The organism is Nocardia sp. NBC_01499 (genome assembly GCF_045040275.1).
In the GTDB taxonomy this organism is placed as follows: Bacteria; Actinomycetota; Actinomycetes; order Mycobacteriales; family Mycobacteriaceae; genus Nocardia.
In genome coordinates this window covers 8,602,402-8,621,797 of sequence record NZ_CP109426.1, presented here as the reverse complement: position 1 = coordinate 8,621,797, position 19,396 = coordinate 8,602,402, and the positions used below count along the sequence as shown (strand labels likewise).

14 protein-coding genes are annotated in these 19,396 nt (G+C 67.2%); 7 read left to right on the top strand and 7 right to left on the bottom strand.

What is annotated here, in order from left to right; genetic code table 11:
• The first annotated feature begins 158 nt into the window (after window positions 1-158).
• The gene (locus OG203_RS39260) at window positions 159-2,186 is read left to right on the top strand and encodes a CocE/NonD family hydrolase (protein ID WP_405162257.1); all 2,028 of its coding nucleotides are present in this window, start codon (window positions 159-161) and stop codon (window positions 2,184-2,186) included.
• A gap of 103 nt (window positions 2,187-2,289) precedes the next feature.
• Here the strand turns inward: OG203_RS39260 and OG203_RS39255 are convergent, their stop codons facing one another.
• Entirely contained in the window at window positions 2,290-3,291 is a 1,002-nt protein-coding gene (locus tag OG203_RS39255) for a methylenetetrahydrofolate reductase (RefSeq protein WP_405162256.1), read from the bottom strand.
• A gap of 133 nt (window positions 3,292-3,424) precedes the next feature.
• On the opposite strand from OG203_RS39255, the gene OG203_RS39250 reads away from it, so the two are divergent.
• The 4 genes from OG203_RS39250 to OG203_RS39235 all read left to right on the top strand — a co-directional run bounded on the left by OG203_RS39250 (window position 3,425) and on the right by OG203_RS39235 (window position 9,081).
• The gene (locus OG203_RS39250) at window positions 3,425-4,576 is read left to right on the top strand and encodes a polyprenyl synthetase family protein (RefSeq protein ID WP_405162255.1); all 1,152 of its coding nucleotides are present in this window, start codon (window positions 3,425-3,427) and stop codon (window positions 4,574-4,576) included.
• A gap of 70 nt (window positions 4,577-4,646) precedes the next feature.
• A complete protein-coding gene (gene crtI, locus OG203_RS39245) occupies window positions 4,647-6,263 on the top strand; it encodes a phytoene desaturase family protein (protein ID WP_405162254.1) in 1,617 nt (538 codons plus the stop codon).
• Window positions 6,264-6,454: 191 nt separating this feature from the next.
• On the top strand, window positions 6,455-8,050 hold the full coding sequence (locus OG203_RS39240; protein ID WP_405168141.1) for an alpha-(1->6)-mannopyranosyltransferase A: 1,596 nt from the start codon (window positions 6,455-6,457) through the stop codon (window positions 8,048-8,050).
• Window positions 8,047-9,081 carry a phytoene/squalene synthase family protein gene (locus OG203_RS39235; RefSeq protein ID WP_405162253.1) on the top strand — a complete coding sequence of 345 codons (1,035 nt, stop codon included), beginning with the start codon at window positions 8,047-8,049 and terminating at the stop codon, window positions 9,079-9,081. The genes OG203_RS39240 and OG203_RS39235 overlap by 4 nt, the downstream gene beginning before the upstream one ends.
• 579 nt (window positions 9,082-9,660) lie before the next feature.
• On the opposite strand, the gene OG203_RS39230 is transcribed toward OG203_RS39235, so the two are convergent.
• Entirely contained in the window at window positions 9,661-10,026 is a 366-nt protein-coding gene (locus OG203_RS39230; protein WP_405162252.1) for an Rv2175c family DNA-binding protein, read from the bottom strand.
• A gap of 161 nt (window positions 10,027-10,187) precedes the next feature.
• Here OG203_RS39230 and pknB point away from each other — a divergent pair, with 161 nt between their 5' ends.
• Window positions 10,188-12,131, top strand: a complete 1,944-nt coding sequence (pknB, locus tag OG203_RS39225; RefSeq protein WP_405168140.1) for a Stk1 family PASTA domain-containing Ser/Thr kinase — start codon at window positions 10,188-10,190, stop codon at window positions 12,129-12,131.
• A 352-nt stretch (window positions 12,132-12,483) separates the two neighbouring features.
• On the opposite strand, the gene OG203_RS39220 is transcribed toward pknB, so the two are convergent.
• Entirely contained in the window at window positions 12,484-13,869 is a 1,386-nt protein-coding gene (locus OG203_RS39220) for a class II 3-deoxy-7-phosphoheptulonate synthase (RefSeq protein WP_405162251.1), read from the bottom strand.
• 173 nt (window positions 13,870-14,042) lie between these two features.
• On the opposite strand from OG203_RS39220, the gene OG203_RS39215 reads away from it, so the two are divergent.
• Window positions 14,043-14,564, top strand: coding sequence for a polyadenylate-specific 3'-exoribonuclease AS (locus tag OG203_RS39215; RefSeq protein WP_405168139.1), 522 nt, complete (start codon window positions 14,043-14,045; stop codon window positions 14,562-14,564).
• 165 nt (window positions 14,565-14,729) lie between these two features.
• Here the strand turns inward: OG203_RS39215 and OG203_RS39210 are convergent, their stop codons facing one another.
• From OG203_RS39210 to OG203_RS39195, 4 genes are read right to left on the bottom strand one after another with little or no spacing between them, the layout of a single operon-like run.
• Complete coding sequence (locus OG203_RS39210; protein ID WP_405162250.1) at window positions 14,730-16,349, bottom strand: cytochrome bc complex cytochrome b subunit; 1,620 nt, start codon at window positions 16,347-16,349, stop codon at window positions 14,730-14,732.
• Window positions 16,346-17,605, bottom strand: coding sequence for a ubiquinol-cytochrome c reductase iron-sulfur subunit (locus OG203_RS39205; RefSeq protein WP_405168138.1), 1,260 nt, complete (start codon window positions 17,603-17,605; stop codon window positions 16,346-16,348). The genes OG203_RS39210 and OG203_RS39205 overlap by 4 nt, the downstream gene beginning before the upstream one ends.
• A 23-nt stretch (window positions 17,606-17,628) precedes the next feature.
• Window positions 17,629-18,492, bottom strand: coding sequence for a c-type cytochrome (locus OG203_RS39200; protein ID WP_405162249.1), 864 nt, complete (start codon window positions 18,490-18,492; stop codon window positions 17,629-17,631).
• Between the two features lie 58 nt (window positions 18,493-18,550).
• Window positions 18,551-19,162 carry a heme-copper oxidase subunit III gene (locus tag OG203_RS39195; RefSeq protein WP_405162248.1) on the bottom strand — a complete coding sequence of 204 codons (612 nt, stop codon included), beginning with the start codon at window positions 19,160-19,162 and terminating at the stop codon, window positions 18,551-18,553.
• Window positions 19,163-19,396 lie beyond the last annotated feature (234 nt).

Below are 19,396 nucleotides of genomic sequence, written 5' to 3'. Positions count from 1 at the left end.
GGTGGTGCTGAGCTCGATCGAGTACAGCGGGCCGATATTCGGCAGGGCGCCCAGGTTGGGGCGGGGTTCTTGGGCACATCGACATACTTCCCACAATCGACCATAAACATACAAGCGTGCATGTATATTTCTGGCCGATCAGGAGAGGGAGGATATCGATGAGGATTGCTCCAGCCCGCCGGTGGACCAGGGTTTTCGTCGGAGTGCTTGCGCTGCTTACGGTTTCGCAGGTGCTGGTGACACCTGGGGCCCTGGCCGCACCCGAGGGCGCGGCCGAGTGGACGGCGCTACACGATGGCCCGCAGCAGTATCCGGCGATGCATATCGACTGGGATGTGCCCATCACCATGAGTGACGGCACCGTGCTGAAGGCGAATGTGTACCGCCCGGCGGACGCCAACGGGCCCGTCACCACGCCGCTGCCGACAATCGTGAACCTGACGCCCTACACCAAGCTGTTGTCGATGATCGCGCAGACGGCGCTGTCGGTGCCGGTGCTGTCCGACGCGGTGGTCGGGTTTCTGCGCGACTTCCAGTTGCCCGGTACACCGTTGGAGGCGCTGACCGACGCGACCCGGGTGGCGGGCGGCGGGTTCGGGCGCGCTTTCGCGGTGGACCCCAACCTGATTCGCAGCGGCTACACCCAGGTCGTTGTCGACGTACGCGGAACCGGCTTCTCCCAGGGGATCTGGGAGCCGTGGGGTCCGAAGGACCAGCAGGACACCCCCGAGGTCATCGCCTGGGCGGCGGCGCAACCGTGGTCGGACGGCAAGGTCGGGATGACCGGCGCCTCCTATTCCGGCATCAATCAGGTGCAGGCCGCCGAAAAGCGGCCTCCCGCACTGAAAGCCATCGTCCCGGTGGTGCCTGGCAACGATCTACTGCGCGACATGATCGCCCCTGGCGGTGCCGCCATCGGCATCCTGCTCCCCTATCTGCTCGCGGTGAACACGGCCAAACTCGTGCCGGATCTCCTGTCGCTGGTACAGGGCACCTTCGATACCCAGTGGCTGGCCGACCGGCTGGCCAGCCCGATGTCTTTCCTTGACATCGGAATTCAGACGATGAGCACCGATTCGTTCAACGCCATTCAGCCACAGCTGCAAAGCGTCCTCGATCCGGACAGTCCGATCCGACAGGCCTGGCTCGGCCATCCCGAACGCATCACCGTGCCCACCCTGGTGATCGGCGGCTGGCACGACAACTTCGCCAACGGCGAACCCCGTATCTACCAGGACATTCCGCTGCCGCCCGGCCAGAAGCAGCTGATCATGGGCAACGGCTACCACGTGAACACGGGCTTCGACATGCGCGGCAGGCCCGGCGAACCGCCACGCATCGACGTGCTGCAACGCGCGTGGTTCGACAAGTGGCTCAAGGGGATCGACAACGGCATCGACGGATACGGGCCGGTGACGATGTGGCAGCAGGGCGCGGGCTGGACCAGTAACGAACAGTTCCCGCGTGCCGAGGCGAGCCACCGGCGGCTGTATCTGTCCGGAGCCCCGAGCGGAACGACGACCAGCAGCGTGCACGACGGAACCCTCACGGCCGAACCGACTTCCGAGACGACCCGGCTGACCGTCGCCCCCGGCCTGGCCAGCCTGTGTTCGACGGACTCGGTGCAGGGTACCGCCGGCATCCTCGTCTTCTCCGGCTGCGGCAAAGACGCGAGAGTGCAGGAGCTGAGCGGGCTGACCTTCACCAGTGCGCCGGTGGCCGAACCGACGACGATCTCCGGACCGATCGCAGTACACCTGAACACCGTGTACGACGCCACCGACGGCTACTGGACCGCGACGCTGAACGATGTTGCGCCTGACGGACGTTCGGTGACGCTGACCACCGGGCAGCTGTTGTCGTCGATGCGCGCGATCGATGACGACCAGAGTCGGCGGTCGGCCGACGGCGCTTACACCGATCCGTTTCCGGTGATGTCACTCGCCGCCAGGGCGGCGGTGGTTCCTGGTCAGCCAACCCAACTCGATCTCGGCCTCGCACCCACCGACGCGATACTGCAACCGGGACACCGACTTCGGGTCGACGTGTTCGCGGGGAACTATCCGAAGGGCCTTCCGATCCGGCCGATGCTGGACGCGACCGAGCTGAAACCCCAACACCTGCAACTGGATCCATCGGCGCCGAGCTACGTCAACGTCCCCCTCGCCGGCACCCCAGGCTGGTAACTCCCGCACGCCTTTTGATTCCCCGCACCTGAAATCGCATGCGAATCTCGGTGCGGGAGATCAGAAAACGTGCGGCGTTCGTGCGCTGGACGGCGTGCAGCGGTCAGGCGCTGATGGGGGCGGCGGTGACGCCGTAGCCGAGGTTGGTGAGTACCTCGGTGGTCGCCTTGGCGAAGTTCAGGGTGATGAAGTGCAGGCAGGGGGCGCCCTCGTCGATCAGCCGCTGCGCCATCTCGGTGGCGATCTCGATGCCGACCTCGCGCACCGCGGCCTGATTCCCCTCGGGTGCATCGCCCGCGGCCGCGTTGAGCCGCTCGAGCACCGTCTGCGGCAGCGCGCGGCCGCACAGTTCCTCGGCCCTGGCGACGGTGCGCAGCGAGGTGATCGGCATCAGCTCGGGGATGATCGGCTTGGCGCCCTCGATCGGGTCGAACTTCGCGATCCGGTCGCGCAACCGCAGGTAATGGTCGACGTCGAAGAACATCTGGGTGATCGAATACTCCGCGCCCGCACGCAGTTTCGCGGCGAGGTAGGCGGTGTCGGAGTCGAGGTCCGGCGAGCGGTGATGGCCCTGCGGGAACGAGGCGACGCCGACATGGAAGTCGCCGAGGTCGCGCACGATGCGCACCAGTTCCTCGGCGTAGGCGACGCCCTCGGGATGCTGCTGCCACGCGCCGAGCGGATCGCCGGGCGGATCGCCGCGTAGCACCAGGATGTTGCGGATGCCGGAATCGGCGTAAGAGCCGACCAGCGAACGCAATTCGGAAAGGCTGTGCTCCACCGCGGTCAGGTGTGCCACCGGAAGCAGGGTGGTTTCCTGCGCCAGCTCGCCGGTGACCCGCACGGTGCGGTCGCGGGTGGTTCCGCCCGCGCCGTAGGTCATCGAGACGAACGCGGGATGCATCCGCTCGAACTGGCGAACGGCCCGCCACAGGCGTGCCTCCCCGGCGGCGTCGCGCGGCGGGTTGAACTCGACGGAGAACGGCACGGCGACACTCGAGTGCGTCCGCAGACTCTGTACAACCGAGGGTGTTACAGAGACGTCCGGGTGCGTCCGGGGCGGACCGCCTGGGGTCGAGCGTCCCCGCGCATTGTCGAAAGTCACCAATTCAGTGTAGAGGTGAACGGCTGTGGCCCTCACGGGTCGTACCGACGAGTACGCGTATTCTTCGGACCAGACCACCGGGCCTCGAACGACAGGCAGCGCCCGGGCGTCACGCGTCCACCACCGCACGACCTTGGAGGCTCCCCTGTCCGCCGGACCCGGTACCCAGACGCCTCACCGCACCGCCGCGGCCGAGCTCATCGCACCACAGCCGGGCACCCCGGCCTTCGTCGCCGCCGTGGAAGCCGCGCTGACCAGGTTCTTCGCCACCCGGCGTGGCATGGTCGCGGAACTGGGCCCGGTCTTCGTCGAGGCCGCGGACGCACTGGAGCTGTTCGTGCTGCGCGGCGGCAAGCGCACCAGACCCGCGTTCGCCTGGACCGGCTGGCTCGGCGCGGGCGGTGACGCCGCCGGTCCGACGGCCGACGCGGTGCTCACCGCGTGCGCGGCGCTGGAACTGGTGCAGGCGTGCGCGTTGATCCACGACGACATCATCGATTCCTCGCGCACCCGCCGCCGTTTCCCGACGATGCACGTCGACTTCGAGCAGCGCCACCGCGACCGAGGCTGGGCGGGTGATTCCGCTCACTTCGGCGCCAGCGTCGCGATCCTGGTCGGCGACCTCGCGCTGGCCTGGGCCGACGACATGGTGCACGCCTCGGGGCTCGACCCGGCGGCGATCGCCAGGTTCGCGCCGGTGTGGGCGAGCATGCGCACCGAGGTGCTCGGCGGCCAGCTGCTCGATATCAACGGCGAGGCGGGCGGCGATGAATCGGTCGAGGCCGCGCTGCGGATCAACCGGTACAAGACCGCCGCCTACACCGTCGAACGCCCGCTGCACCTCGGCGCGGCCATCGCCGACGCCGACCAGGGCCTGGTCGACGCCTACCGCCTCTTCGGCACCGATATCGGCATCGCCTTCCAGCTGCGCGACGACCTGCTCGGCGTGTTCGGCGATCCCGCCGTCACCGGCAAGCCGTCCGGCGACGACCTGCGCGAGGGCAAGCGCACCGTGCTGCTCGCCGAGGCGCTGGCGCGGGCCGACGACGCCGACCCGGCCGCGGCGAAGCTGCTGCGCACCAGCATCGGCACCGACCTCACACCGGACAAGGTCGAGAAGCTGCGCGCCGTGATCACCGAACTCGGCGCCGTCGACGAGGTGGAACGCCGCATCACCGAGCTCACCGACGCCGGACTCGCCGCGATCGAAACCAGCACGGCGACACCGGCCGCGAAGGAGCGGTTGCGCGCCATGGCCTTGGCGGCGACCAAGCGCGCCGCGTGAAAGTGGTTGCGCTACTGGAACCAACTTCGGTCGGCGCCGATCCGACGGGTGCCGCGAAGAGGAGAACCGCATGAAAGACGTTGCCGCACCGGCCGATCGACCGCTGCTCGACCGGGGCACGCGTCATCCGCTGAAAACCGTTGCCGGACCGACGGATCGCGTTGTCGTGGTCGGCGCCGGGCTGGCCGGGTTGTCCGCCGCGCTGTATCTCACCGGCGCCGGACGTCAGGTCACGCTGCTCGAGCGGGCCGACCATCCGGGCGGGCGGGTCGGGCGCTATCAGGGACCGGATTACGAGATCGATTGCGGTGCAACCGTGTTGACGCTGCCCGAGCTGATCACCGACGCGCTGGCGGCGGTCGGGCGGACGCCGGAGACCTGTGAGCCCGCCCTACGTATCCATCAGCTGGCGCCCAGCTATCACGCCAAGTTCGCCGACGGCGCGACGCTGCGGGTGTTCGCCGACCCCGATGCCATGGCCGAAGAGGTCGCGCTGGTCTGCGGCCCGGCGGAGGCGCGCCGCTATCGGCGACTGCGGGACTGGATGGCGCGGGTCTACGCGGCCGAGTACGGCGAGTTCATGGACACCAACTTCGATTCGCCACTGGACATGGTCCGGACGCCCGAAAAGCGCCGTGCCCTAGCGGCTTTGGTGCGCCTCGGCGGATTCGGCAGGCTCGGCGCCAAGGTCGACCGGTTCCTGCGGGATCCGCGCCTGGCCCGGTTGTTCACCTTCCAGGCGCTCTACGCGGGCATGCCGCCCGCCCAGGCGCTCGCGGTGTACGGCGCGATCCCGCACATGGACACCTCGCTCGGCGTCTACTTCCCCGAGGGCGGGATGCGGGCCATCGCGGCGGCGATGGCCGAGGCGTTCACCGCGGCGGGCGGGACACTCGAGCTTGGCACCGAGGTGACCGGGGTGGACTACGCGGGGCGGCGTGCCGAGCGCGTGCGTACCGCGGACGGTCGCGCGTTCGACTGCGACGCCCTGGTGCTGACCGCCGACCTCGGCGCCATCGACCGCTTCGGTGTGCGGCGGCGCCGTGGGTTGCGGGCCGCGCCCTCCGCAGTCGTCGCGCACGGCACCGTGCCCGCCGAGGTTGCCCGCACCTGGCCCGTCCAGGCGCACCACACCATCGAATTCGGCGCGGCCTGGGACAAGACGTTCGCCGAGATCGCGGGGCGACGGGGCCGGTTGATGAGCGACCCGTCGTTGTTGCTCACCCGCCCCGCGCTCACCGAGCCCGGCCTCTACATCACCCGGACCGACGGACAGCACGAACCGTTCTCACTGCTGGCTCCCTGTCCGAATCTGGACGCCGCTGCCCTGGACTGGCCCCGAATCGGCCCCGCCTACCTGCGCGAACTGCTCGATGTACTGGAAGAACGCGGCTACGAGGGCATGGCCGCGCATTTCACCGTCGACCATCTCGACACGCCACAAACCTGGCGCGATCAAGGCATGCTCGCCGGTACCCCGTTCTCCGCGGCGCACGTCTTCCGGCAAACCGGACCATTTCGTTCGCGCAATTTTCCGCGCACCAGCGACAATGTAGTTATCGCCGGTTGCGGCACCACGCCGGGCGTTGGGGTGCCGACCACGCTGCTGTCCGGGAAACTGGCGGCAACCCGCATTACCGGCGATCGCCGCCCGCTCGAGATGAAACCGCGCGTACCAGCGAGATAGTGTTCCCGGCGACGCCGTAAACTAGGCGCCGACCTATTCACTCGCGGTTGCGACCGCTGATCATTCGGGGGGACCGACACCAGATGGCATCCCCCGAAACGCGCGCCGCAGAGGCCACATTGACTGAAATCACCGGCCACGCACCGAACACCGCGGCGAAGCGCGAATCGGCCACCGCCGAGCCATCGAGCATGCGGTCGTGGATGCGCACCGTCGCCGTCTTCCTGCGCAGCCCGGAAGGGCATGCCGCGCTGCTCGGCTGCTACGGCGCGATCATGATCACGTTCGGCGGCTTCGGCGCGGGCAGCACCCGCCAGCGCGACCCGATTCTCGAGGCGCTACACCTGTCCTGGCTACGGTTCGGCCACGGCTTCGCGCTGTCGACGATCGTCATCTGGATCGGCGTGCTGCTCATGATCACCGCCTGGGTGCGACTCGGCCGCACCACTATCGGCACGGGCGATCGGCTCGATGCCGGAGTGACGCTCAACGAGTTGCGGGCGATCGTCGGCATCTGGATCACCCCGCTGCTGTTCGCCGTGCCCATGTTCAGCCAGGACGTCTACTCGTATCTGGCGCAGGGCGCGCTGCTGCGCGACGGCTACGATCCCTACGTCGTCGGACCGGTCGCTAACCCCGGCGTGCTGCTCGACAACGTGAGCCCGGTGTGGAAAGCCACCACCGCGCCGTACGGCCCGATCTTCCTGCTGCTCGGCCGCGGCATCACCAGCATCACCGGTGACAATGTCGTCGCGGGCACCATCGCGATGCGACTGGTCATGCTGCCCGGCCTCGCGCTGATGATGTGGGCGGTGCCCTATCTGACCAAGCACCTCGGCGGTAAGCCGACAGTCGCGCTGTGGCTCGCGGTGCTCAACCCGCTGGTGCTGATCCACCTCTGGGGTGGCGTGCACAACGAGATGCTGATGGTTGGGCTGATGTGCGCGGCCATCGCGCTGGTACTGGAACGCCACCACGTCGCGGGCATCGTGGTGCTCTCGATCGGTGTGGCGATCAAGGCGACCGCCGGTGTCGCGCTGCCGTTCCTGGTGTGGATCTGGATGCTGCACGAACGGGAGAAACGCGCCGCCGAGCGGGCCGGGCGCGACCCGGCCAACCTGCCGGAGAACGAGCGGCCGCACGACGCCGCCGAACCGACCGAGGACATGCGGCATCCGGCGTGGATGTTCGCCAAGATCGCCGGACTCGGACTCGGCGTGTTCGCGACGGTGTTCGCGGCCGCCTCCGCCATCGCTGGCGTCGGCATCGGCTGGCTGACCGCGCTGTCCGGATCGAAGAAGATCATCAACTGGCTCTCGCTGCCGACCATCATGCGGGACATGATCACCTGGGTGACGCCACTGAACGGCGACAAGGTGCTGAATGTGACCAGGTTGCTGTGCATGGTGGCGCTGGTCGTCATGCTCGCCTGGACGTGGTGGCGGTTCCGGCACAGCGAGCGCGAGGCGGTGCTCGGTATCCTGATCGCGTTCGTTGGGATCGTCATCCTGTCCCCCGCCGCGCTGCCATGGTATTACTCGTGGCCGCTGGCGCTCGCCGCCGGATTCGCGCTCTCCACAACGACATTGATGGTGCTTGTCGGGTTGTGTACCTGGCTGATGCTGGTGTTCCAGCCGGACGGCTCGATCGGGTTGTACAGCTTCTGGCACGTGGCCCTGGCGATCTTCGCCGCCGTGGTGGCGGCGATGTCGCTGCGCAAGGTGGATCCGCTGCGGTTGCGGGCCACGCCGGCGAGCATCGACCCGGCCACCAACGCCCGGCCATGATCGGCGGTGCGCCGCACGCCGCGGGGCAGCCGGAACTCGCCGTCGCGTATCGCGAATGCAGGCAGATCGCGGCGGCACACGGGCGCACCTACTTTCTGGCGACCCGGCTGCTGTCGGCCGAGCGCCGGCCGGCGGTGCACGCGCTGTACGCGTTCGCCAGGATGGTCGACGATATCGTCGACCACGCGGAAACCGATGTCGCACAACGCTATCCGAGTCACGCGTGGCAGCTGCCCGAGCACGGTCCCGGCGGTGAGCTGGAGCTGATCGAGAAGCAGCTGCGGATCGTGCTGGAGTCACAGGAAGCGGCCAGTGCCGCCGGACTACTCGGGGTCGCGCTGGAACCGTATCGGGCGGCGACGTATGCGACCGATACACGGACGCTGGTCCTGCTCGCCGTCGCCGACACCATCCATCGTTATGACATTGCGGCACAGCACTTCTGGACGTTCCTCGACTCCATGCGCATGGATGTCCCCGGCACCGCGCGCTTCCGCGACCGCTACGCCACGATGGCCGAGCTGCACGAATACATGAGCGGCTCGGCCGCCGCGATAGGCCTACAAGTGCTGCCGATCCTGGGCACCGTGGCGCCGATCGCCGACGCCGAACCGGCCGCCGCCGCGCTCGGCGAGGCGTTCCAGCTCACCAACTTCCTGCGCGATGTCGCGGAGGACCTGGAGCGCGGACGGGTGTACCTGCCCGCCGACGAACTCGCCGCGTTCGGCGTCGACCACGAACTGCTCGTCCACTGCCACCACACGCGCCGCACCGACCCGCGAGTCCGCCGGGCCCTGGCCCACTTCATCGCGATCAACCGCGACATCTATCGGCACGCCGAACCAGGCATAGACCTGCTCGAGCCACGAGTCCGTCCGGCCATCCGCACCGCCGCGGTGCTCTACGCAAGCATTCTGGACCGCATCGAAGACTCCGACTACGCCGTATTCAGCCACCGCGCCGTAGTCCCCCGCCACCACCGCCTCCGCGTCGCCGCCACCCAGTTCACCGCAGCTGCCATCACCCGCTAGCCGCACGCTTCGTCGAGGTGAGTCATATGGTCGCTATTTGATCTTCAACAGCGACCTTTTGACTCGCCTCGATTCCTGAGAACGACCATTTGACTCGCCTCGATCCCGGAGTTCCCTCGACGGAACCACAGCCAGTCCTCACGCTGGGCCTGTGCGTTGCCCATCCCGAGTTGCGGAAGAGAAAGCCGGGTACGGCAGGCGACGTGCTCAGCACTACTCGATCATTCCCTGGGAGTGTGTACCTACCGGGTGAGTACAGCTAAGGACTCCCAACGCAACCAGCCCAGTGAGCTGAAGACCTACCCAGGTTTTCCTGTGAGTAGTGTGGGCGCGTCGTGTGCCGTACCCGGCTTTAGGCGCACGTCAGGCGGACGACGTCAGGTTCCCGAGGTGGTCATCTGGCTGTGGTGACGTCACAAACACTGTGCTCAACAGCAAGATCGGTCAGCCGCAGTTTCCGGTGGTTTCGCCAAGATCCGCACCCGGACTCGGGATTCGCACTCGGATTAGGGCACCAAAAGCCGGTGCGGATCCCGAGTCCGGGTGCGGATTCTGCTGTTGGCTTGGGGGTGTGGGGGGTTAGAAGGGGTCGGCGGCGGCTCGGCGGATTACCTCGCGGGCGAGGGGGCCGTGTAGGGCGTCGACGGGGGTGCCGGGGAGGCTGTCGTCCTCGGTGAAGATCCATTCCAGGATCTCCTCGTCGGTGTATTTGGCGTCCTTCATCACGGTGATCAGGCCGGGCAGGAACCTGACTACGCCTTCGGTGTCGAAGAACCGTTCGGGGACGCTGACCACGCCGTCGCGGCGGACGGCGAGTAGCTGGTGGTCACGCAGCATCTGATGGACGCGGGTCACCACGAGCCCGAGCCGGTCTGCCACCTCGGGTAGCGGCAGCACTGCCACGGACTCCGGAAGGACATCATCACTGCAGGGAAATGCACTCACGCGGATAACGGTAGACGGTCACCCGCAGCAAGTCGTGAGACACCCGGGTGCGTTTGGTCGATACCATCGTGAGGGCCGCACGGGGCGGTCGATCGCTTGTGGGATCAACCGCGAGGGGTGAGAACTTTGTGAAAGCCGGAGGACATCAATTGATCGGCCAGATGCTGGAAGGGCGCTATCGCATCGATGCGCCGATCGCCCGCGGCGGCATGTCGATGGTCTTCCGGGGCGTCGACACCCGCCTTGATCGGCCGGTGGCCATCAAGGTGATGGACCCGAAGTTCGCCGGTGATCCGCAGTTCCTTTCCCGGTTCGAGTTCGAGGCCCGCGCTGTCGCCAAGCTCAAGCATTCGTCGCTGGTCGCGGTGTATGACCAGGGCATCGACGGTGAGTATCCGTTTCTGATCATGGAGTTGGTCGAGGGCGGCACGTTGCGCGAGTTGTTGCGCGAACGCGGTCCGATGCCGCCGCATGCGGTGCGCGCGGTGGCCGAGCCGGTGCTCGCGGCAATCGGTGTCGCGCATTCGGCGGGTCTGGTGCATCGGGATGTGAAACCGGAGAACGTGCTGATCTCCGATGCGGGCGAGGTCAAGATCGCCGATTTCGGTCTGGTTCGCGCGGTGGCGGCCGCCAACACCACCTCGGCCAGCGTGATTCTCGGCACTGCCGCCTACCTGTCCCCCGAACAGGTGACCACCGGCACTGCCGACGCGCGCAGTGACGTGTACTCGTTCGGCGTGTTGATTTTCGAGCTGCTGACCGGACGGGTTCCGTTCACCGGCGACACCTCTCTATCCGTGGCGTTTCAGCGGATCGAGAACGATGTGCCGAGCCCGAGCCGGTTCATCTCGGGTGTGCCGCCGGAGTTCGACGAGCTGGTCGCCAAGGCCACCGCGCGCGAGCCGGCGCACCGGTTCGCCGACGCGAACGAGATGGCGGCCGCGCTGCGCCAGATCGGCGCGAAGCTGAACCTGCCGCCGTACCGGGTGCCCGCGCCGCAGGAGTCGGCCGAGCATTTGAGCGCGAGTTATCGGGTCGCCACGCCGACCAGCCAGCAGCCGACGGCGATGGCCGCGCCCGCCTACACGCCGCCGACGGTGCAGCACACCAAGGTGGTCACCGCGCCGCGGTCCCGGGTGGATTACGGTCCGCCCGACGACTATGACCCGCAACCGCCGCGTCAGCAGTACGCGCCGTCGCCGTATCAGGCCTACGCGCCCGACCGCACCAAATCGCGGCGCACGAGCTGGCTGTGGGTGGCCATCGTGGTGATTCTCACGCTGGTCGTCGGTGTCGGCGGTTGGTGGCTCGGTGTCGGGCGCTATTCGCCGGTTCCGGCGATCGCCGGGATGGACTCCGATCGCGCGGTCGCGGAGCTGCGCGACGCCGGGTTCGAGACTCAGATTCGGCAGAAGGCGTCGGACATCATTCCCGTCGGTGGTGTGGTCGGCAGCGATCCGTCGGCGGGATCGCGGGTCACCAAGGGGTCGACGGTCGCGGTCCTGGTGTCCAGCGGTAAGCCGAAGGTGCCCGACGTACAGTCGGGTGATCCACTCACCAAGGTCAATCAGCTGATTCGCGACGCGGGGTTGCAACCGGTGGATTCCGGCGAGATAGGCAACTCCGCGCCGAAGGGCACGCTCGCCAAGACCGATCCGGGTCCAGGCACCGTCCTCCCGATGGGCGGACAGGTAAAGGTGTACCGCAGCAAGGGTTCTCAGCCGGTTAAGGTGCCCGACGTGCGCGGCAAAGCAACCGCCGACGCGACGAAGATGCTCACCGACGCGGGTATCGCGGTGCGCGAGACCAAGAGTCAGTACGACCGCACCATCGACGCCGACAAGGCGATCGGCACCGACCCGGCCGCGGGCACGACCATCCAGTCCGGTGACGGCGTCACCCTGCTCGTCTCCAACGCAGTGAAGATGCCCGACGTACGCGGTTGGACCGTCGCCAACGCACGCGCGAAATTCCAGTCTCTCGGCGTCCAGGTCGAGGTGAAACAGCTTGTAGCGAGCGACAGTTCACTCATCGTCTCGCAAACCCCCGCCGTCGGCGCCAACATCGAGTCGGGCAACACCGTGTCTTTGGTCGCCCTGCCCTAGGCAGTAATCTCATCCGGCCCGATATCAACTCACGCGCTTACGCCCCCGCAGCCCGGGATCCGGCCTCGCCGTGCGCCATTGCCCTTGTACGCTTCCCGGCCTCGCCACGCGCATGGCCTTCGCCCACCAGGGTTCCCGACCGCGCACCCTTCGTCCAGCCCCGGTTCACACCTCGCCGCACGCTTCCCGATTTCCGGCATCGGGAATCGCATGCGATTTCAGGTGCCGGAAATCAGAAGGCGTGCGGCCGCATAGTGCGGCACTGCGAGCTGTCAGCCGAGTGACTCGCGAGTTGCGATGGGCCACAAGAAGATTTGTGCGCATCTGCGACACGGCCGTTGAAAACCCTTGTTCAGCGGAGCATTTCGGCGACGAGGAAGGCGAGTTCCAGGGACTGCTGGGTGTTGAGGCGGGGGTCGCAGGCGGTTTCGTAGCGGCCGGAGAGGTCGAGGTCGGAGATGTCTTGGGCGCCGCCGAGGCATTCGGTGACGTCTTCGCCGGTGAGTTCGATGTGCAGGCCGCCGGGGTGGGTGCCGAGGGCGTGGTGCACCTCGAAGAAGCCCTGGACCTCGTCGACGATGCGGTCGAAGTGACGGGTCTTGAAGCCGGTGGAGGCCTCGTGGGTGTTGCCGTGCATCGGGTCGCACTGCCAGATCACCTGGTGGCCGGTGGCCTGCACCTTCTCGATGATGGGCGGCAGCACGTCGCGGACCTTGCCGTTGCCCATCCGCGAGACGATGGTCAACCGGCCCGGCTCGTTGTTCGGGTCGAGCCGCTCGACGTACTCGACGGCCATATCGGGCGTGGTCGTCGGGCCGATCTTCAGGCCGATCGGGTTGGCGAGCAGTTCGGCGAGCGCGATGTGCGCGCCGTCGAGCTGCCTGGTCCGTTCGCCGATCCACAGGAAGTGTGCGGACAGGTCGTAGAGCACCGGCTCGCCCGCCGCGTTGCGGCTGAGGCGCAGCATGGCGCGCTCGTAGTCGAGGACGAGCGCCTCGTGACTGGCGTAGATGCGGGCCGACTTCAGGCTGGGGTCGTTCACCCGGCAGGCGGTCATGAACGCGAGGCCGCGGTCGATCTCCTCGGCCAGCGCCTCGTAGCGGGCACCGGCGGGCGACTTGGCGACGAAGTCACGGTTCCAGTCGTGCACCTTGTGCAGGTCGGCCATGCCTGCGCCGGTCAGCGCGCGCACCAGGTTCATCGCGGCGCTGGCGTTGGCGTAGGCGCGCACCAGCCGGGACGGGTCGTGCTCGCGCTGCGCGGCATCGGCGACCAGCGCGTTGACCATGTCGCCCCGGTAGGACTTGAGGCCGAGCGAATCGGTATCGGAGGAACGCGGTTTCGCGTACTGGCCCGCGATCCGAGCCACCTTGACCACCGGCAGGCTCGCGCCGTAGGTGAGCACGACGGCCATCTGCAGCAGCGTGCGGATGTTGCCGCGGATGTGCGGCTCGGTGTTGTCGGCGAACGTCTCGGCGCAGTCGCCGCCCTGCATGAGGAACGCCTCGCCGCGGGCCACCTCGGCGAGCTGCTCGCGCAGGTCCTCCACCTCGGCGGGCACGCAGATCGGCGGCACGCTCTCCAGCACGGTGCGCATCTGCGCGGCCTGTTCTGGATCCCACGACGGCTGCTGTAACGCGGGGCGGGCCAGCGCCTCGTCCAACCGCCTGCGCAATTCGGTAGGCAGCGGCGGCAGTTCCGGGAGGCGATCGATCGGTACGTCCACGGTCCAGTTCACTCGTTCAGAATACGGACCACTCGGACGTCCGTGGTACCCACCATAGGGGTGGTCCCGGCCACCACCCCGCGGACCAGAGCCCGGCTGCGAATCCGGACCCCCTCCCACCTAGGGTGATTGTTCGGGATGTACCCCCGGCGCTACGCCCACAGATCCGGCGCCGTACCGAATTGCTGAGGAGTAGACCGATCTCGCTTCGATACTTTTACGACTGCGAATTCATCGAGGACGGGGTCGTTATCGACCTGGTTTCCATCGGTGTCGTGTGCGAGGACGGGCGCGAATACTACGCGGTGTCCACCGAATTCGATCCGGAGCGGGCCGGCCCGTGGGTGCGCAGGCACGTGCTGCCGCAGCTGCCTTCGCCGTCCTCGCCGCTGTGGCGCAGCAGGAAGCAGATCCGCGACGACCTGTACAAGTTCCTGGTGCCGCGCTCGTCGGTGGTGCCGGAGATGTGGGCCTGGGTCGGCGCGTACGACCACGTGGCGCTGTGCCAGCTGTGGGGTTCCATGGTCGACCTACCCACCGCCCTCCCCCGCTACACCAACGAGCTGCGCCAGCACTGGGACGCGCACGGCCGCCCCGAGCTACCCCCCGTCCCCCCGGACGCACACGACGCCCTCGCCGACGCCCGCCACAATCTAGCCAAGTTCGAGGCCATCGAGGCATCCCGCCGCAGCACGCCTCGGTTGTAGAGCCCAAAAGCCAAGGCCCCGAGTCCGATCGACTCGGGGCCTTCGTGTTTCCCCAGCGTGACAACTGATTTCGCCAGCACAGTGCGGGCACGAGGCACTCGAGGGACGACCTCAACGCAAAGGCCCCGAGTCTGAAATCGACTCGGGGCCTTTGGTTTTCACCTATCAGTGGCTGTGCTTGCCACCATGTTCTTTTTCTTGACGCTTCTGCAACACCGCGAGCTGCTTGTGCTCTTCGGCGTGCTCGGTCTCGAAGTGCTGCTCGCTTTCCTGCCACGGGTCGGGGCGCAGGAAGCTGCCGGTGCCTGGCTTGCCGGACCAGCCGAGCTTGCTCATCTTCTTCGGGACGGTCGCGCCCTGGTACTCCAGCGGGATCGGGTGGCCGTGGTCGTCGACCGGGCCGAGCGGCTGGTGCACCTCGATGTACTCACCGTGCGGCAGACGCTTGATCACGCCGGTCTCGATGCCGTGCTCGAGCACTGCCCGATCGCTGCGCTGCAGGCCGATGCAGAACCGGTAGGCGATGAAGTACGCGAGCGGCGGCACGACCAGGATGCCGATGCGGCCCATCCAGGTGGTCGCGTTCAACGAGATGTCGAACTTCAGCGCGACGATGTCGTTGACGCAGGACAGGGTAAGCACGACGTAGAAGCCGATCGACATGGCGCCGATCGCGGTACGCACCGGCACGTCGCGCGGACGCTGCAGCAGGTTGTGGCCTGCGGTGTCGCCGGTCAGCCGCTTCTCGATCCACGGGTACATGATCAGCACCGTGAACACCAGACCCATGATCAGCGCCACCCAGAACACCGCTGGCACGGTGTAGCGACCCAGGTACAGCTCCCACGGCGGCATGAGACGCGCGAGGCCGTCGGTCCACATCATGTAGAAGTCCGGCTGCGAACCCGCGGAAACCTGGGACGGGTTGTAGGGGCCGAGGTTCCAGATCGGGTTGATCTGGAACAGACCGCCCATGATGCCGATGATGCCGAGGGTGAACGCGAAGAACGCGCCCTGGTCCGCGGCGAACACCGGGATGATGCGCGCGCCGACCACGTTGTTCTCGGTGCGGCCCGGCCCGGGGAACTGGGTGTGCTTCTGGTACCAGACCAGTGCGACGTGCGCGGCGATCAAGGCGAGGATGATGCCGGGCAGCAGCAGCACGTGCGCGATGTAGAGGCGCGGGATGATGATCGTGCCAGGGAAGTCACCGCCGAAGATCAGCCAGTGCATCCAGGTGCCCGCGATCGGGATACTCATCGTGATACCGCCGAACGCGGCCCGCAGGCCGGTGCCGGACAGCAGGTCGTCGGGCAGCGAGTAACCGAAGAAGCCCTCGAACATGGCCAGGATGAGCAGCAGCGAGCCGATCACCCAGTTCGCCTCACGCGGCTTGCGGAACGCGCCGGTGAAGAAGATGCGGAACAGGTGCACGATGATCGACGCCGCGAACAGCAGCGCGGCCCAGTGATGGACCTGGCGGACGAACAGACCGCCACGCACCTCGAACGTGATGTCCAGCGCCGTCTCGTAGGCCCGCGACATGGTGACGCCGCGCAACGGCTGGTAGGAGCCGTTGTAGACGACCTCGGTCATCGACGGATCGAAGAACAGCGTCAGGTAGACACCCGACAGCAGCAGGATGATGAACGCGTAGAGCGCGATCTCACCGAGCAGGAACGACCAGTGGGTCGGGAAGACCTTGTTGATCGACCGCTTCATGAACGCGGCGGCTTGGTACCGCTCGTCCATTTCGTTGGCCTGTGCGGCGACTGATGGACTCATGAACGACGCTCCCAGTAGGCCGGGCCGAGCGGCTCGATGAAGTCGCCGTTGGCGACCAGGTAGCCCTCGGCGTTGACGGTGATCGGCAGCTGCGGCAGTGCGCGAGCGGCGGGACCGAAGACCGGCTTACCCCATTCGGTCGCCAGGAACTGCGACTGGTGGCAGGGGCAGAGGATCTTGTTGGTCTGCGACTCGAACAGCGACGTCGGGCAGCCGAGGTGGGTGCAGATCTTCGAGTAGGCGAAGTAGTCGCCGTAGTTGAAGCTCTCCTGGCCCTTGCGCTTGATCGCCGACTGCGCGTCCGCGGTGCGCAGGCGAATCATCATGACCGCGTTGCGGATACCGCGCAGCGACTGCAGGGTGGCGTGCTCGTCGCCGCGCCACTTCTCCTTCCACGGGAACACCGTCTCCATGGCGCCCGCGTCCATATCCTCGGGGCGGACGAGCACGATGTCCTCGGGGCGACCGGTGTCGCGGCGGATGTAGATGGTCTCGCCCTCGAAGTCCGGCGTCCAACCCGACACCCACAGCGGCGACTTGTCGCGCTTGGCCCACGGGTTCTTCACCATGCCGCCGACGAACACCAGCAGCGCGCCGATGCCGAGCACACCGACACCGGCACCGGCCGTGCGGGTGATCAGCTTGCGGCGGGCCAGCGTGGAGGTTTCCAGCGCGTCGGTCAGCTCGGCGACCAGGGTGCGGCGCTCGACCTCGGGCGACGGGCCGTCGTGGCGGTCCTGGATGGACAGCTCGGCGGGGATGAACATCTTGCGGATCAGCACCACCGCGACGCCGATGACCAGCACCGAGACGCCGAAGGTGACACCGACCAGCGGGGTGAACAGCGAGTAGGCGGTGTGGCCCTCGTCGTCGGACGGCTTGAACTTCCACGGCCAGAACAGGTAGATGCCGACCAGCGCCGCCGCGGCGATGCCGGAAACGGCGAACCAGAACGCGACCGCGCGCTCGGCCCGCTTCTCGGCGCGGGTGCCCGGAACCGGGAACCGCTCGCGCCGGTAGGCGACGTCGACGCCGTCGCGCTCGGTGCCGAGCTTGACCAGCTCGTCGCGCGACATCGCGTCGAGTTCGGCCTCGGTGAATTCCCGCTTCACCGAGTGGCTGTCGGTCTCCGCCACCGCGTGCGCGTCGGACTCCGCGACCGCGTGGCCGTCGGAACCCGCCACTACCTCGTGGGAACCGTGGCCCGTGGATTCCTTCGACGGCTCGCCGTCGTGGCCCTCATCCGGCCGACCCATGTCGTTTGGCTCCTTCTCATCCGTCATGACCTAGACCCGATCCAAATCGCGGCACCGACCACGGTCGTAATACCGATCACCCACATGACCAGGCCCTCGGTCGCGGGACCGAAGCCGCCGAGGTCCCAGCCGCCGGGGGCCTTCTCCTCTTTCGCGTTCATGACGTAGGCGACGATGTCGCGCTTCTCTTCCGGCGTCAGCTGCCGGTCGGAGAACTTCGGCATGTTCTGCGGGCCGGTCATCATCGCGTCGTAGACCTGCTGCTCGGAGGCGGGCTCCAGCGGGGGTGCGAACTTACCGGAGGACAGCGCGCCGCCGCGGCCGGTGAAGTTGTGGCAGGAGGCGCAGTTCATCCGGAACAGTTCCGAACCGCGGGCGATATCGTCGCCGCGCAGCGACTCCTGCGCGATCTGACCGTTCGCGTCGCGCACCACGGTCGGGCCGCCACCATTGGCCGCCACGTACGCCATCAGCGCGTCGGTCTGGTGCTCGTCGAACTTCGGTGGCTTGCGCTGCGCCTGGGCCTCGTTGCGGGCCATCGGCATGCGGCCGGAGGACACCTGGAAGTAGACGGCGGCCTCACCGACACCGATGAGGCTGGGGCCGCGGTCCTGCACACCCTGCAGGTTCGCGCCGTGGCAGGTGATGCAAGACGTGTCGTAGAGCTGGTTACCCTCGCGGATCAGCGCCGACGAATCCTCGTTCGCGGTTGCCCGCTGCGGGTCCGGCGTCAAAGCCGCTGCCAGGAAGCCTGCTCCGACGAGGCCCACCAACAGCGCGAGCCCACCCGCGATGCGACGGCGAACGCGGCGCTGCCTGCGTGTCTTGCTGGCCTCGCCGTTCCCGTTGCTTGCGGGCTCTGGCGCTGACGGGGGAGATGAACTCATCTGTGTCCCTTTGGAGTAGACGGAACCGACGTGTGCAAAAGACTGGGGTATGCCCGACTCAGCGGACGAAGTAGATCGTGGCGAACAACCCGATCCAGACGATGTCGACGAAGTGCCAGTAGTACGAGACGACGATCGCGGCGGTGGCCTGGGCGGGGGTGAACTTACTGACCTTGGTGCGGATCAGCAGGAACACGAACGCGATCAGACCGCCGATGACGTGCAAACCATGGAAACCGGTGGTGATGAAGAACACCGAGCCGTAGGCGCTGCTCGAGATCGAGGTGCCCTCCTGGTACAGCGCGTGGTACTCGGTGCCCTGACCCGCGACGAACATCGCGCCCATGATCAGGGTGACGACGTACCAGCGGCGCAGGCCGAACACGTCGCCACGCTCCGCGGCGAACACGCCCATCTGGCAGGTGAACGACGACGCGACCAGCACGGTAGTGACCGGCACGGCGAGCTTGAGGTTCAACTCGGTCGGTTCCGGCGGCCAGACACCGTGCGCCTGGGCGCGCGCGACGAAATACATCGCGAAGAGGCCGGCGAAGAACATCAACTCGCTGGACAGCCAGATGATGGTACCGACGCTGACCATGTTGGGCCGATTCAGCGAGTGCACACGCTGGGTAATGGCCGATCCGGGGGTCCCTACTGCGGTCGTCACGGGGGTAAGTATGACTCGTCGTAGTACGACACAAGTACCCGGGTGCGAAACTTGTGTCTCCGTGTCGGAAAACCCACGGACAGACAGGCTCTCGACCAGGGCTCGGCGTGTTGAAGTCGGCCCGCCCTCGCCCTGGCGGCGTCGGTCGGGACGTATTCGCGTGCCGGGTCCGCGTGCCCTCGGGTAGCTGGACCACAGCATGACAGGTGTGCGTAAGTAAAAGCTGAGATGGAG

What these genes read in the sequence shown, in the direction of transcription:
- OG203_RS39260 (WP_405162257.1), top strand. Translation starts at nt 159, where the DNA reads ATGAGGATTGCTCCAGCCCGCCGGTGGACCAGGGTTTTCGTCGGAGTG.
- crtI (WP_405162254.1), top strand. Translation starts at nt 4,647, where the DNA reads ATGAAAGACGTTGCCGCACCGGCCGATCGACCGCTGCTCGACCGGGGC.
- OG203_RS39240 (WP_405168141.1), top strand. Translation starts at nt 6,455, where the DNA reads ATGCGGTCGTGGATGCGCACCGTCGCCGTCTTCCTGCGCAGCCCGGAA.
- OG203_RS39235 (WP_405162253.1), top strand. Translation starts at nt 8,047, where the DNA reads ATGATCGGCGGTGCGCCGCACGCCGCGGGGCAGCCGGAACTCGCCGTC.
- pknB (WP_405168140.1), top strand. Translation starts at nt 10,188, where the DNA reads ATGCTGGAAGGGCGCTATCGCATCGATGCGCCGATCGCCCGCGGCGGC.
- OG203_RS39210 (WP_405162250.1), bottom strand. Translation starts at nt 16,349, where the DNA reads ATGAGTCCATCAGTCGCCGCACAGGCCAACGAAATGGACGAGCGGTAC.
- OG203_RS39205 (WP_405168138.1), bottom strand. Translation starts at nt 17,605, where the DNA reads ATGGGTCGGCCGGATGAGGGCCACGACGGCGAGCCGTCGAAGGAATCC.
- OG203_RS39200 (WP_405162249.1), bottom strand. Translation starts at nt 18,492, where the DNA reads ATGAGTTCATCTCCCCCGTCAGCGCCAGAGCCCGCAAGCAACGGGAAC.